10 protein-coding genes are annotated in these 15,203 nt (G+C 65.2%); 7 read left to right on the top strand and 3 right to left on the bottom strand.

Going from position 1 to position 15,203, the window contains the following annotated elements:
* Positions 1-27: 27 nt before the first annotated feature.
* Entirely contained in the window at positions 28-654 is a 627-nt protein-coding gene (locus MTR66_RS07760) for an RNA polymerase sigma factor (RefSeq protein ID WP_243919419.1), read from the bottom strand.
* A 238-nt stretch (positions 655-892) separates the two neighbouring features.
* Here MTR66_RS07760 and MTR66_RS07755 point away from each other — a divergent pair, with 238 nt between their 5' ends.
* The 5 genes from MTR66_RS07755 (at position 893) to MTR66_RS07735 (ending at position 9,246) form a co-directional block, all read left to right on the top strand.
* Positions 893-3,475 carry a TonB-dependent receptor gene (locus MTR66_RS07755; protein ID WP_243919416.1) on the top strand — a complete coding sequence of 861 codons (2,583 nt, stop codon included), beginning with the start codon at positions 893-895 and terminating at the stop codon, positions 3,473-3,475.
* Positions 3,476-3,532: 57 nt separating this feature from the next.
* Positions 3,533-4,360: a sulfite exporter TauE/SafE family protein gene (locus MTR66_RS07750; protein ID WP_243919414.1), complete on the top strand. Its 828-nt coding sequence runs from the start codon at positions 3,533-3,535 to the stop codon at positions 4,358-4,360.
* A 26-nt stretch (positions 4,361-4,386) separates the two neighbouring features.
* A complete protein-coding gene (locus MTR66_RS07745) occupies positions 4,387-5,523 on the top strand; it encodes a pyridoxal phosphate-dependent aminotransferase (protein ID WP_243919412.1) in 1,137 nt (378 codons plus the stop codon).
* Between the two features lie 107 nt (positions 5,524-5,630).
* Positions 5,631-7,997 carry a TonB-dependent receptor gene (locus tag MTR66_RS07740; protein WP_243919410.1) on the top strand — a complete coding sequence of 789 codons (2,367 nt, stop codon included), beginning with the start codon at positions 5,631-5,633 and terminating at the stop codon, positions 7,995-7,997.
* 4 nt (positions 7,998-8,001) lie between these two features.
* Positions 8,002-9,246, top strand: a complete 1,245-nt coding sequence (locus MTR66_RS07735; protein WP_407673027.1) for a dipeptidase — start codon at positions 8,002-8,004, stop codon at positions 9,244-9,246.
* 179 nt (positions 9,247-9,425) lie between these two features.
* Here MTR66_RS07735 and MTR66_RS07730 read toward each other — a convergent pair whose 3' ends face one another.
* The gene (locus MTR66_RS07730) at positions 9,426-9,815 is read right to left on the bottom strand and encodes a cupin domain-containing protein (protein ID WP_243919408.1); all 390 of its coding nucleotides are present in this window, start codon (positions 9,813-9,815) and stop codon (positions 9,426-9,428) included.
* 124 nt (positions 9,816-9,939) lie between these two features.
* Between MTR66_RS07730 and MTR66_RS21345 the strand changes: the two genes are divergently transcribed.
* The gene (locus tag MTR66_RS21345) at positions 9,940-10,743 is read left to right on the top strand and encodes an AraC family transcriptional regulator (RefSeq protein WP_243919406.1); all 804 of its coding nucleotides are present in this window, start codon (positions 9,940-9,942) and stop codon (positions 10,741-10,743) included.
* Between the two features lie 62 nt (positions 10,744-10,805).
* Positions 10,806-13,367 carry a cation-translocating P-type ATPase gene (locus MTR66_RS07720; RefSeq protein ID WP_243919404.1) on the top strand — a complete coding sequence of 854 codons (2,562 nt, stop codon included), beginning with the start codon at positions 10,806-10,808 and terminating at the stop codon, positions 13,365-13,367.
* A 770-nt stretch (positions 13,368-14,137) separates the two neighbouring features.
* Here the strand turns inward: MTR66_RS07720 and MTR66_RS07715 are convergent.
* A complete protein-coding gene (locus MTR66_RS07715) occupies positions 14,138-15,142 on the bottom strand; it encodes a sodium:calcium antiporter (protein ID WP_243919402.1) in 1,005 nt (334 codons plus the stop codon).
* Between the last annotated feature and the right edge of the window lie 61 nt (positions 15,143-15,203).

The following is a 15,203-nucleotide window of genomic DNA, read 5'->3' as shown; positions in this document are numbered from 1 at the left end:
ATTTCGGCGCGTTCGGCCTCGCCCGCGTCAGGAAGGCGAACAGCGAGATTCGCAGCTTTCGCTTCGATGTCCGCTTGTGTCCGTTGTTTTGACATCTGTTGCTCTGGCATCTGCCGTTCCGGCTGTTCTTGGCTCAAGGACGGATTCCTCGCGTTCCCACCGCGCCCGCATAATCAGGAGAACGGCTTTGGCCAAATGTTTCTCTACGGTAGAAACGGACAGCGAAAGCTCTTCCGCTATGGCCCGCATCGATTTTTCCTGCACGCGCCGCATGTGAAACACGCGGCGGCACTGGCGCGGCAGTTGCGGGAGGAAATCCTGCAGCCAGCGCAGTTCCGAACGCGCATGCAATTGCGCCTCCAGAGTGGTGTGCGACTGCAGCAATTCCAGATCCGCAATCTGTTCGAAAGACACGATTTTATCGCGCCGTGCCTCGTCTATGATCAGGTTGCGGGCAATATGGAACAGATAGGCGCGGCCGTGATCCACCCGCTCCCAGTCCGCTGTCGACCAGGCCCGGGCCAGCACTTCCGAAACGGTATCGTCCAAGTCCTGGCTGGAGCGGAGAATACGCCCCAAACGGGCGCGCAGCGCGGCCTGATGCGGCAGTATGACTGCCTCAAACCAGTCCAGCTTGGCGCGGATTTCATCCAAATGCGTACCCCCCGTTCGATGTGCCCTGCCCCTCCGTGACGTTTTTATTGCGGGCAATCCATCACGTCACCGCTCGCCTGTCCAGAAAAAATGACACATAGTGGGGGGCATGCCCTTCCCGGTCGCTGCAATGCAAAAAAAATTCAGGCACGCATGGCGGACTTCTTTTCTCGCTTCGTTGAGGGTGAGCAAGGGAACACGGCCCCTGCGGAGATGCCGGTTGCAGAAGTTAGGACATGTGCTGCTCCTTCTCCTGCTGCTGGCGCCACCGGCGATGGCCGAAGTACCCGACGCCGCCCATCAGGCGCAGGTTCATGATTTCGAGATCGAGGCCCAGGCGATGCAAGCAGCGCTGAACCGCTTCTCCGAACAATCGGACATGCGCATCCTGTTTCCCTACGGCGATGTGAAAGGGCTGCGTGCGAATCCGGTCAAGGGCCGCATGGCCGCGCGCCGCGCGCTGGAAAGCCTGATCGCGGGCACTCCGCTAACGATCGCCAGCATGCGCGGCGATGTCGTGGTGCTGCGCCTCACCGCACTCCAGGTGGCAAACGATACCGGAGCCACCCCCACCGATCCCGACGCGCAGGGCCCGATCATGGTGACGGGGCGGCGGTTGTCTCAGGCCGCCGAAGCCATCGGCACCGGGCATGTGGGCCAGACCGCCAGCGTCACCCGCAAGGCGCTGCTTTCGGCCCCGCCGGGCATTTCCGGGCTCAAGATGCTGGAATACCTGCCCGGCTTCAATGTGCAGACCGATGGCCCGCTCGGCCTCTACGAATTCGGCAACAGCGTGCAGACGCGTGCCTTCAATCTCGATCAGATCGGCTTCGTGGTGGACGGCATTCCGCTCGGCCGCTCCGATGCCTTCGGCGGCAGCCCGGTGTTCCGCTATGTCGACAATGAAAACCTCGCCGCCGTCGAAGCCTCGACCGGGGCGGGCGATGTCGGCTTGCCCAGCTATTCCTCGCTCGGGCCGATTGTCGCGTACCGGTCCATAGAGCCCGGCCGCGATTTCGGTCTGCTTGCGGCGCAGTCCTTCGGGTCGGACGCACTGCGCCGCACGTTCGTGCGGGTGAACAGCGGGCAAGTGGGGCCTTTGCGCGGCTATGTCAGCCACACCCGGCTGCGCAGCGATCTGTGGCGCGGGGCAGGCACGATCGACCGCAAGCACTGGGAAGCCCAGCTTGTCGCGGACCTGACGCCGCATTCGTGGCTGCGCTTCAAGTTCGTGGCGAACCACTTCTTCGACTTCGACTCCCCGTTCCTGACGCGCGAGCAGTACGATTCCGCCACGCCCGACCTCAACGGCAAGACGGGGCGCGAGCGGGGCTATACGAGCCTCATCCCCGATCTGCCGGAAACCACGCCCGGCGTGCGCTATTCCAACGCGGACTATGCCTATTACTATGGCAACGCGATCAATGCCCGGAACGACAAGCTCTACGGCGTAACGCTCCATCTGGCGGGTGACACTTCCGCCTTCGTTGAAGCCACGCTCTACCGCGAGGACAAGCACGGCTTCGGTGTTTCGCCGGATACTTATGATAATTCCCTGCTCTACTACGAACGCGAAGCCGCCGCCGGGCTGCCCGTTCATGCCCCGCGCGGGCTGCAATGGGGGTATTCGGGCATAGACGGCCACCGGCAGGGCGCGGTCTTTCGCGGCGAAGCCCGGCTTGCGGACCATGCTTTCGACGCCGGTCTGTGGATCGAGGGCGACCGCTACCGCCGCCGCCAGTACCGGCTGAACAAGGCGGGCGGCGCGCCGGACGGCACCGTGCTGGCGGGCGAGACGGTCTATTACCGCCGCGATTACCGCTCGCGCCGCGAAGTCCTGCAGTTCTGGGCGCGCGATCGCTGGACGCCGGGCCAGGGCCCGCTGACCGTGGAACTGGGCTTCAAGGGGCTCGATATCCGCTATCAGCTCCACGGCTACCGCGATTTCGAGGACTATGCCCATGCGGACGGCACGCCCGGCTGGGGCCCCGCCAGCGGCAAGGCCCATTACTTCGACGGGTTCGAACCCAGCGCCGGAGTGCTCTACCGCCTGCCCGATGCCCGCACCCAGCTCTTCGCTTCCTATGCCGAGACGATGGCCCTGCCCAAGGCCATGGACGCCGTGGCCTCCATGGCCTTTGCCGCCTCGCCCGCTTTCGCGCCCGATCCCAGCCCCGAGCGCGCGCGCAACATGGAACTGGGCCTGCGCACCAACCAGCCCCGCTTCTTTGCCATGGCGACGCTCTATCACACGCGCTTTGCCAACCTGATCAGCCCGGTGGGCGGCCCGGTTCCCGGCAGCGCAGGCGCCACCGAGACCTATTTCCGCAACGTCGGCGCGGTGGAGGCGCACGGGCTGGAGGCCTCGGCCTCGGTCAAGCCCGCGCTCTTCGCGGACGCAGTCTATTTCACCACCAACCTTACCTATAGCAATGCCACGTTCCGCAACGACCTGCCGGACGGCACCCCGATCCGGGGCAACCGCATTCCCGACAGCGCCCGCTGGATCGTATCCGAGACGGTGACGGTGGAACCGGCCCCCTGGGCGCTCGCCAGCGTAACGGCCAAGTACACGTCGAAGCGCTATGCCGACTATGCCAATACCCAGCCGCTGGGCGGCCAGTGGATCGTCGATGCCTATGCCGAGCTGGGCCGCGACGCCGCGCTGGGCCCGCTGCGCAACGCGCGCATGCGCATCAACGTCGCCAATCTTTTCGACAAGGACACGCTGTCCTTCATCCTGCCTGCGGTTTCGGGCGAGGCCTATTTCCGCCCCCTGTCCCCGCGCAGCGTCCAGATCACTTTCACGGGGGAATTCTGAACCGATGCCCGACTCTCCACGCCATTGTGTGACTGCCGCCACCCGGAGGCCCCGCGCATGACCGAACTGCTGGCAACCTGGGGCATTCCCGTCGCGCTGATGCTGCTGGCCGGGCTGGTTTCGGGCTTCGCGGCCGGGCTGTTCGGGATCGGCGGCGGTTTTATCGTCGTGCCCGTGCTGTTCATCATGCTGCCACTGCTGGGCGGAAGCGCCGAAAGCATCGCCCATGTCGCCATCGGCACCTCGCTGGCGACGATCGTGATCACTTCGCTGCGTTCGGTGCAGGCCCATGCCCGGCGCGATGCGGTCGATTTTACGCTGCTCAAGGCCTGGGCGCCGTGGATCGTGCTCGGCGTCGGCGCGGGCGTGCTGCTCGCCGCGCGGGCCAGCGGCAATGTGCTGGCGCTGATCTTCGGCGTGGGCGTGGCGCTGATGGCGCTGCACTTCCTGTTTCCGGTGCTGCGCGACAAGCGCCTGCGCGACGATGTGCCCGGCGGCGCCGTCCGCGCGGGAATCGCGGGCGGGCTCGGCGCCTTCTCCTCGCTGCTGGGCATTGGCGGCGGCACCATCGCCATCATCGTCATGACCCTGTGCGGGCGGACCATCCACCGCTCGATCGCCACGGCCTCGGGCGTGGGTTTCATCATCGCCGTGCCCGGCACGCTGGGCTTCATGGCGATCGGCCTTTCCGCGCCCGACCTGCCGCTCGGCTCCATCGGTTATGTCAATGTGATTGCCGCTGCAGCCATCGTCAGCACGTCGATCATCACCGCCCCCATCGGCGCGGCGACGGCGCACAAGCTGCCCGCCGGTGTGCTGAGCCCGATCTTCGGCCTCTATCTTCTCTTCGTGGCGGCCATGATGGTCCGCCACGGCCTCGCCTGAGCCCCCACAAGGAAAGGAAGCGCGCAATGACCATCGCAATCTCCCGCCGCCTCATGCTGGCCGGAGCCGGTGCAGGCGGCGCCCTGACGCTGGCCGGAACGCCGCGCACAGCGCTCGCAGCCGAGCCCGAATACGGTCCCGAAGCCGCCGACGTGTTCGGCCCCCCCGCCGGGATCGCCCAGCTCAGCCGCAACGAGAACCCGTTCGGCCCGGCCCCGTCCGCGCTTCAGGCCATCGCCCGCAGCGCCCCGATGGGCGCGTTCTACGCAGATCGCGGCCTCAGGAAAATGGTCGACCTCATTGCCGAACGCCATGCCATGGGCGCCGAGAACGTGGTGCTGAGTTCGGGCTCGACCGAAGTGCTCATCTGCGCCGCCATGGCCCTGCCCGAAGGCAAGGCGATCCTGTGCCCGGACCTGTTCTGGGACACCACCGTCAAATACGCCGCCCGCAAGGGAACCAAGGTCAAGCGCGTGCCGCTGGGTGCCGACATGGGCGTGGATCTGGCCGCGATGAAAGCCGCCATCGGCCCGGACGTGGGGCTGATCCACATCTGCAACCCCAACAACCCCACCGCCATGTCGCTCGACGGCGACGCGCTGCGCGCCTTCATCCGCGCGGTCGATCCCAAGATCCCGGTGCTGATCGACGAAGCCTATATGGAGCTGACCGCGAGGCCGGAATATACCTCGATGGTGGACCTGCTGGGCGAGCGCGAGAATCTCATCATCACCCGCACTTTCTCCAAGATCTACGGCATGGCCGGGCTGCGTCTGGGCTATGCCCTCACGTCGCCGGGTCTCGCCGAGACGCTGCGCGGATACCTGATGAGCTTTGGCGGCAACACCGCCGGGCTGGCGGCGGGCATCGCGTCTTACAACGACAAGGCCTTCCTCAAGTATTCCAAGACCCACGTTCTGGAAGCGCGCGAGGCGATCATGGACGCGGTGAAGAGCTGCGGCCTCACCGCGCTGCCGTCGGACACGAACTTCGTCTACGTGAAAGTTCCCGATGCGGATGCGCTGTTCAAGGCCATGGCCGAGGCCAGAGTCGATATCCGCCCGGCTTATGGAAAATGGAAACAATGGTCGCGGGTCAGCACTGGCAAGATGGAGGATGTCCAGCGCTATGCCAAAGTTCTGCGCGCCTTCTACAACGCGTAACTAACTGAAAAACAATACTGGTTTGAAGGGAGCCGGCAAACGGGGCGTTTGCCGGGATGCCGGAGGCTTGCCTGCGCCCGAGAGCGCCAAAACAGGGAGTCCCGATAATGACATCGATGTTCAAGACGACGATCCGGTCAGTATCCGCCGCTGCACTCGCCCAAGCGCTGCTGTTCAGCGCCGCGCCTGCTTTCGCCGAAGAAGCCCCGGCGGACGACAGTGCCAGCGAGGCCCCTGTCATCATGGTCACCGGGCGCCGCATTTCCGAAGCCTACGAGGCCATCGGCGAAGGTTCGGTCACCAATACCGTCGCCGTGACGCGCGAAGCCCTGCTCTCCGCCCCCGCGGGCGTCTCCGGCCTGAAGATGCTGGAACAGCTCCCCGGCTTCAACGTGCAGACCGACGGCGCGCTGGGCCTTTATGAATTCGGCAACAGCGTGCGCGTGCGCGCCTTCAGCCTCGATCAGATCGGTTTCATCGTCGACGGCGTGCCGCTCGGCCGTTCAGACGCTTTCGGCGGCAGCCCGGTGTTCCGCTACGTCGATAACGAGAACCTGGGATCGGTGACGGCGTCGCCCGGCTCGGGCGATGTCAGTCAGCCTAGCTATGCCTCGCTCGGCCCGATCGTGACGTACAATTCGATCGAACCGCAGGACGATCTGGGCGTGTTCGTCTCGCAGAGCTTCGGCGACGACGACATGAAGCGCACATTCGTGCGTCTTTCCACCGGCCATGTCGGCCCGTTCAAGGCCTATGTCAGCCGCACCAAGCTGGATAGCGACCTGTGGCGCGGCTACGGAACGATCGACCGCGAGCACTGGGAAGGCCAGCTCCACGCCGATCTGGGCGGCGATAGCTGGGCGCGCTTCAAGTTCGTCTCGAACGACTTCTTCGACTACGATTCCCCGTTCCTCTCGCTGAGCGACTACAATTCGACCACGCCCGATCTGGGCGGGAAGACCGGGCGCTATCGCGGCTACATCAATGTGCCCGATCCCAGCACGCCCGGTTTCGAACCGGCGCCCGGAGAGCCCGCCTATTCCAACGGGAACTACACCTATACTTATGCGCAGGCGATCAACGTGCGTAAGGACAAGCTCTACAGCCTGTCCCTGCACGGCGGCATCGCCAGCAATTTCTGGGTGGACGGCACCGCCTACTGGGAAGACAAGACCGGCTACGGCGTCTCGCCGGACAGCTATTCCAACAGCCTGGGCCTCTATACCGCCCAGCTTGCCGCCGGTCTGCCGGTCAACGCGCCCAAGGGCACGCAGTTCGGCAAGTCCGGCGTCGGCGGGGACCGTTATGGCATCACCACCAGCCTGCACTGGGAAGCCGGGCCCAACACGCTGGAAGCAGGCATCTGGGCCGAAGTAGACAAGTACCACCGCACCCAGCAGCGCCTCAACACCACGGACGGTTCCCCCGCCAGCCCGCAGACCGACGAAGTGGTCTATTTCCGCCGCGACTATCACTCGCAGCGCGACACCACGCAGCTCTTCGTGAAGGACACGCTGTCGCTGTTGAATGATGCCCTTTCGCTCACCGTGGGCGCCAAGGCGCTCGACGTGCACTACCGTCTCTCGGGCTACCGCAACTATGCCGATTACTACATCGGCACCGGCCCCGGATACGGCCCGCAGACCGGCAGCGCCGACTACAACGACGCATTCCTGCCGATGGCGGGCCTGCTCTACAAGCTGGACGAGCGCAGCCAGATCTTCGCCTCCTATGCGGAGAACATGGCCTTCCCCAAGGGCATGGACGATATCTTCTCCACCACGCTGGGCTCCTCGTCCGCCTTCGTGCCTGCGCCCAAGCCCGAAAAGGCGAAGAACTTCGAACTGGGCATCCGCACCAACCAGCCCGAATTCTACGCCTCGCTGGCGGCCTACTACACCAAGTTCGACGACCGCATCCAGCAGCTCTCCACGCTCCTGCCCGGATCGAGCGGGGCGACCGAAAGCTATTACCAGAGCGTGGGCGGGGTGAAGGCCTACGGCGCCGAGTTCACCGGCACGTACAAGCCCGCCTTCCTGAACGGGCTGGCCTATGCCAACCTCAACGTCACCTACAACATCACCAAGTATCAGGATAACCTGCCGGACGGCACGGTGATCAAGGACAACTACCTGCCGGACAGCCCCAAGTGGCTCGTCACCGGCGGCGTGACGCTGGAACCGGCAAGCTGGCTGGTCGCCAACATCTCGGGCAAGTACACCTCGAAGCGCTATGCCGACATGGAGAACACCAATGCGCTGGCGGTGAAGGACTATGCGGTGTTCAGCGGCTATGTCGATATCGGGGACGGCTTCGATGCCGGGCCGCTCAAGGCGGTGAAGCTGCGTGTCAATGTTGACAACATCTTCGACAAGGACATCCTGTCCTTCATCTATCCGATCGGCACCAACTACGCGATCTACCGCCCGCAATCCCCCCGCACTTTCCAGCTCACGATTTCAGCGGAGTACTGACCTTATGAAGACCATGGCCTTCAAATTGCTGGCGGGAGCGGCTCTGCTGCTTCCCCTGCAGGCCGCCCATGCGTCGAAGGACGCTTCGGGGGACACACCGTCCCCCGAAGTGGTCCAGATGCAGCATGACATGATCACGCTCGATACCCACCTCGACACGCCGGAAACGGTGGACCGGCCGGGCTGGTCGATCATGGACTGGCATGACGTGCGCAAGGACTATTCGCAGGTCGATCTGCCGCGCATGAAGGCCGGCCAGTTCGATGGCGGGTTCTGGGCGATTTTCACGCCGCAGGGGCCGCTCGATGCGGCAAGCTACGCCAAAGTGCGCGATTTCGCGGTGATGCGCGGGATGTCGATCCGGCTGATGGTGGCCTCGCACCCCGATCAGTTCGGCCTCGCGCTCAAGGCGGACGATGCCGCCCGCATTCACGCGGAAGGCAAACGCATCGTCTTCATGAGCATCGAGAACGCCTATCCGCTGGGCGAGGACGTCTCGATGCTCAAGCTGTTCTACAAGATGGGCGTGCGCGAAACCGGCTTTGCCCATTTCAAGAACAACCAGTTCGCCGACAGTTCGACCGATCCCGACGGACCCAAGTGGCACGGTCTCAGCCCGCTGGGTCTGAAGCTGCTGGCAGAGGCCAACAAGCTGGGCATGATCATCGACGCTTCGCACTCCAGCGACGAAGTGCTCGACCAGTTGATCGCCAAATCGACGACGCCGGTGGTGCTCTCGCATTCGGGCTGCAAGGCGGTCTTCGATCATCCGCGCAATGTCGATGACAAGCGCCTGCGCGCGCTGGCGGCCAAGGGCGGGGTCATCCAGATTAACAGCTACGGCAGCTATCTGCGCGCCACCAAGCCCAATCCGGAACGCCTGAAAGCCATGCGCGCGCTCTATGAGCAGATGCGCGACAATGCCGACATGACGCCCGCGCAGCAGGAGGCCCTCAACGCCAAGCGCCGCGCAATCGACATCCAGTATCCCGAGACCGACAAGCCCACGTTCGACGATTTCATGAAGCATCTGCTCCATGCGCTGAAAGTGGTCGGCCCCGATCATGTCGGCATCGGCATGGACTGGGACGGCGGCGGCGGCGTGGTCGGCCTCGAAGATGTAAGCGGACTGCCGAAAATCACCGCTGCCCTGCTCAAGGCGGGCTATACGAAAGACGACATCGCCAAGATCTGGGGCGGCAACATCCTGCGCGTGATGCGCCAGGTGGAAGCTGCTGCCCAGCATTAAGGCGGGGATTCCTAAACGAACGCCCTACCTCCGCTCACCCTGAGCTTGTCGAAGCCTGTCCTGAGCAACTGCTGCAAGCAGCCAGCCGAAGGGGGTGTTGATCCAAGTGCAGTGCCAACGTCCTTCGACAAGCTCAGGACGAGCGGAGGTCTGAATTTCCGCACGGTGGGCGCCTGAAGTCAGGCCGCCTGCCGCGCGGGATTGAAACTGTGATCCGCCCGGCCCCGGAAGTTCAGCAGCCGGGCCGGGGCATCTCCGGTCTGGAAGGAGTATTCCGTGCCCGCCGGAATGAACATCGAGCCGCCCGCGGCCAGCACTTTGTCTCCCCAGTGGAGCGATCCTTCGACCACGTAGAAAATCTCGTCGTCGTCATGCGAATGCGGGGCGATACGCGTGTGCGGATTCAGCCGCATTTCCATGAGCTGCATCGCGCCCTCGCCGCCCGCTTCGTGGAAGCAAAGATGCCCTTCCTGCTCGGTGGGATCGATATGCGCGCGCATCCAGCCGAGCGGGATATCGCCGATCCTGCGCCAGGAAAGCTGCTCTTCACGGTGCACGCGGATGGTCATGGTCTTCTCCCCAAGTCTTGAACGCCGCGCTTGTGCCATGCCCGGCTTTTGACTGTCTCGCGGCTATCGGCCATTCTTGCCGCTGAAACGGCCACGCACCGCGTGGCACGGCAAGGAGCCGCACGTGCCCGCCATCATCGATCCCGATCGTGATCTCGGCCTGATCTCCCTGACGGACCGTGCCCCGCGCCCTTTCGGCGGGGCCGTGGTGCAGGACGAATACGACCTCCACGCGCCTTGGCACCATCACGACATGCACCAGCTTCAATATGCCTTCGAGGGATCGATGGACGTGGAGGACAATCACGGCCGCCACGTGCTGCCGCGCAGTCTGGCGGGGTGGATTCCGGCGGGCACGCGGCACCGCAACAGCCTGCACCGCATCCGCTCGGTCTCGGTGCTGCTCTCGCCCGGCTGCGTGCCCGAAGCCGGGACCGGGGTGCGCATCCTGCGCGTCTCCCCGCTGATGCGCGAGATGCTGGCGGAGGCCGCGCGCTGGCCGCTGGAGGGCGGGCTCGATGCCACCGGACGCGCTTTCTTCGCCGCTTTCGCCCGGCTGTGCCGCGAATGGATCGCCGACCGGGCCCCGCTCACCCTGCCCTCCACCACCGATCCTGCTCTTGGCCGGGCGCTGGCCCATGTCCGCGCCGATCCGGCGGGCAGCCGGATGCGCGAAGCCCTGCACGCCGCGGGGCTGTCCGAACGGACCTTGCGCCGCCGCTGTCAGGCGCAGATCGGCATGGGGTGGGACGAATACCGCCGCCGTGCGCGCCTGCTCGCCTCGCTGGAGCCACTGACCGCAACCACCCGCTCGATCGCGCGCATCGCCGCCGATGCCGGGTTCGAAAGCCAGAGCGCCTATGCCCGCGCCTTTCGCCTGCTGACCGGGCAGACGCCTACCGAGTTCCGCCGCCAGTCCCGGCCATAATACACTGCATCCCCATACCACCTTGATCCGGTCACAAAGAACCCGCACACTGCAACACCGAGATGACCGTATCCCCCTCCCAGCCGGGCCATCGCGGTCTGTCCCATGCCGAGGCGGCACAGCGCCTCGCCGCGGACGGGCCTAACGAACTTTCCAGCGGCAAGCAGCGCTCGCTGCTCGGCATCATCGGCGGCGTCCTGCACGAACCCATGCTGCTGTTCCTGGTGGCGGCGGGCGTGATCTACCTGCTGCTGGGCGAGCTGCACGACGCGCTGATCCTGATGGCCTTTGCCGGGCTCACCGTGCTGATCGCCGTGGTGCAGGAAGCGCGCACCGAAAAGGCCATCGACGCGCTGCGCGACCTCTCGGTGCCGCAGGCCACGGTCATTCGCGAAGGGCAGCGCCAGACGGTCCGTTCGCAGGATATCGTGCGCGGCGATCTGCTGGTGGTGAGCGAAGGCGGGCGCGTGGCGGCGGACGGCTGGATCGTCCAGGCCGATACCCTGCAGGCCGACGAGGCGATCCTGACCGGCGAATCGGTCGCCGTCACCAAGGCCCGCCTTACGGGCGAGGAACCGGGCGAAACGCCCCTGCCCGGCGGCGACGGCATTCCCTATGCCTATTCGGGCACGCTGGTGGTGCGCGGCACCGGCCTCGTGCGCGTCGCCGCAACCGGGCCGCGCACCCGCATCGGGGCCATCGGCCAGTCGCTCGCCACGCTGACGGACGAGACTCCGCGCCTCACCCTGCAGACCCGCAAGCTGGTGCGCTGGTTCGCCGCGGGCGGCATCGGCGTCAGCGTGCTGGCGATCCTGCTTTACGGCTTCCTGCGCGGAAGCTGGCTCGATGCGCTGCTTTCGGGTGTGGCGCTGGCCATGTCGATGCTGCCCGAGGAACTGCCGGTCGTGCTCACGCTGTTCATGACCATGGGCGCGCTGCGCATGTCGCGCTCGCGCGTGCTCGCCCGGCGCGGCACCGCGATCGAGACGCTGGGCGCCGCCACCGTGCTGTGCACCGACAAGACCGGCACGCTCACCCAGAACCGGATGCTGGTGGAGGAACTGCGCCTGCCGGACGGCGCGGCCTTTCGCGCCGCGGACGATGGTGCGACGTTCCCCGATGCCTTCCGCCACCTCGCCCGCGCCGGAATCATGGCCTGCCCGGAAGAACCGTTCGACCCGATGGAAAAGGCCTTCCACGAGCTGGACGCCGCCTATCCCGGCGCCGCGCTCAAGGAACGGCAGGACGACGGCTGGACGCTGCACCGCCACTATCCGCTGGATACGGACCTGCTGGCCATGTCGCACGTGTGGACCAACGGCGGCGAGGACGGCAAACTGGTCGCCGCCAAGGGCGCCCCCGAAGCCATCGCTGGCCTCTGCGGCCTCGACGGCGAGGCGCGCGCGACGATGGACGCCGCAGTGGCGGACATGGCCTCCCGCGGCCTGCGCGTTCTTGGCGTCGCCAGCACCCGCTGGGCGAACGGCACTCTGCCCGAAAGCCAGCACGGGTTCGATTTCACCTTCGCCGGGCTCGTCGGCCTTGCCGATCCTATCCGCGAAACCGTGCCCCAGGCCGTGCTCTCGCTGCAAAGCGCGGGGCTCAGGGTGGTGATGATCACCGGCGACTATCCGGCGACCGCCCGCGCCATCGCCGAAAAGGCCGGGATCGCGGCGGGCGAGACGATGAGCGGCGAGGACATCGCCCGCCTCAGCGACGAGGAACTGGCCGAGCGCATCGGCGCCGTCTCCGTCTTCGCGCGCGTGATGCCCGAGCAGAAGCTGCGGATCGTCACCGCGCTCAAGGCGGCGGGCGAAGTCGTCGCCATGACCGGGGACGGGGTGAACGACGCGCCCTCGCTCAAGGCCGCGCATATCGGCGTGGCCATGGGCCAGCGCGGCACCGATGTCGCGCGCGAAGCCTCCTCGATCGTGCTGCTCGACGACGATTTCCAGTCCATCGCCACCGCCGTACGCCTCGGCCGCCGGATCTATGACAATATCCGCAAGGCCACCGAATTCATCTTCGCCGTCCACATCCCGATCGGTGGGCTGGCACTGACGCCGCTGCTCACCGGCTGGCCGATCATCCTCGGCCCGATCCATATCGCGCTGCTCGAACTGGTGATCGACCCGATGTGCTCGCTCTCGTTCGAGGCCGAGCCCGAAGAGCCCGACATCATGGACCGCCCCCCGCGCGCGCCGGACAGCCCGCTGGTCTCGCGCGTGCTGCTGGGATGGGCGGCGCTGCAGGGCACGGTCGCCGTGGCCTTCCTGATCGCGCTCGCCGCCTGGGCGCAGTACTCCGGCATGGACGACGCCCATTTCCGCTCCACCTGCTTTGCCGCGCTGATCTGCGCCGTGCTGGTGCTGATCGTGGTCAACCGCTCGTTCCGTTCGGGCATCGGCGTGCACCGTTCGGGCCACAACCTGACCTTCGCGGTGATCATGGCGTTCATTGCCGTGATCTACACCCTGCTGTTCCTGGTGGAGCCGGTGGCCAGCCTGTTCCACTTCGCCGTGCTGAACGGGGACGGGATTGCCGAAGTGGTGATCATGACGGTAGCGATGGCCGGACTGCTGACGGTGGCCAAGCGGCGCTTTGCGAAGGCGATTGTGGAGTAGGCTTTATCTGAACCGGGAATAATCCGCCTTCCTGCTCCTCAGCGGGACACAGCTTGGTAAGTCACACGAACGCCATCGACTTGTCCGGCCTTTTCGAAAACACGCGAGTTTGCAGCGAACCTTGCCAGAAGGTGATCTGCGGACAGCCATTTAGCCTCGGCCCAAGGGCCTCCCCAAGCCCCCGGTGAAGCCGCACCGTGATTGTCGTCAGCCCGGTACACGTTGCCTGCGCCAGAAGGCTGTTGGCCAAGACCGACTATGGAAACTTGGGTGGAAAATCCCGTGGTGGCTCCACAATCGCGCCGGAACAATACAGCGCTGTACTGCCCGTCAGAGGCCTTTGCCGTCGCGATTATCGTGTTGTTACATGCATCCGAGCAGCCGCCGACCCCAAGAAGAAGAAGAAGAACGGTTATGAAGGCCTGTCGCATAACATGGCAACCTACCGCCCCCGGTCTTCTCGTCAATGTGTGCCGCCTCGGCATTCCCGTCACTTTGACGTTACGGACAAAACCGTCCTTTCACCGCGTCATCCTGAACTTGTTTAGCTTCGCTGGGCTTCGGCTCGGGGGCTATCAGGCTATGGGCCCTTGCCAGTCATTCCTTACGCAACGCCCTCGGGCACCTTCTCGAAGTACGAACGAAGCGCGTCGATCCAAAATCAGATTACGGGGCACGATGGATGCTGAAACAAGTTCAGCATGACGAGGAAAGAGATCCCGCGTCCCTCGCGCCCCGCTCAGGCTGAGCTTGTCGAAGCCTCGCCCACCTCAATGCCCGTGCAGATAGATCGCGTAGGAACTGAGCAGGTAGACCGTAAGCAGCGCCAGCCCGATCCAGCTTATAAACCCGAAAAAGCGGTTTCCCGGCCGGTAGAGCAGCGCCACGATCAGAATCCCCGCCATGATCGATCCGGCAAAGGCCGTGACGGCATGCGCCGGTGAAATATCCACGAACAGCGATCCGCCGCGATAGGCGATGTCATCGATCCCGATGACGAGAATGGCGAACAGATTGCTGCCCAGCAGGTTGCCGATCGCCATGTCCGCCGCACCGAGGCGCAGCGCCGTGATCGTCACCACCAGTTCGGGAATCGAAGTGGCCGCCGCCACGAACAGCGTGCCCACAAACGAGGTCTTCCACTGCATCGCCTCGGCCACGGCGAGCCCCGCGAACGGCAGCCACGCGCCCGCTGCGCCGACAACGAGCGCGGCAAGGCAATAGCGGCCGATAGCGCCGCGCAGCGTCACGCCCTCGGGCACTTCGGCGGCTTGCGGTTCGGTTTCGCGCGGGCGTTGCTCGTAGTGGAACGCCGCGCGCATAGCGATGAAGTAGAGCAGCAGCAGCATCGGCGCGTAGAGGCTGATATGGCCGATGCGGAAATCGAACCCTTCGCGCACAACGAGGATCAGCGCGCCGACGAACCCGATCAGGATCACGCCGAAACCGGCGGTCAGGATATGCCCCTGATCGAGCCTGCGCCACACCGGCTCGTCCCGCGAAAGCGCATCGAGCACCACCAGCATGACAAGATTGAACAGGCAGCTTCCCAGCGCGTCGCCAATCGCGATATTGGGTGCATCGGCCAGCGCCACCGCGCTGATCCCGGTATAGAGTTCCGGCAGCGACGTGGCTGTGGCCAGCATGATCAGCCCCACCCAGCCGCGCGACATGCCCGTCAGCTGAGCGATCCTGTCGCCGTTGCGTGTCAGCGCCGGTCCGGCAAAGCCGATCACGACGACACACACGAGGAACTGAAGCCAGGCTAAAATCATGGGCAGAGCCTAACCTACCGGATTCGCCCCCCCAACCACAACAGACTTGGCCTGGGAAACA

It is taken from the genome of Novosphingobium beihaiense, assembly GCF_022832375.1.
Lineage (GTDB): Bacteria > Pseudomonadota > Alphaproteobacteria > Sphingomonadales > Sphingomonadaceae > Novosphingobium > Novosphingobium beihaiensis.
Note: the sequence above shows the minus strand (reverse complement) of the source record. Positions and strands in the feature narration are given on the sequence as shown.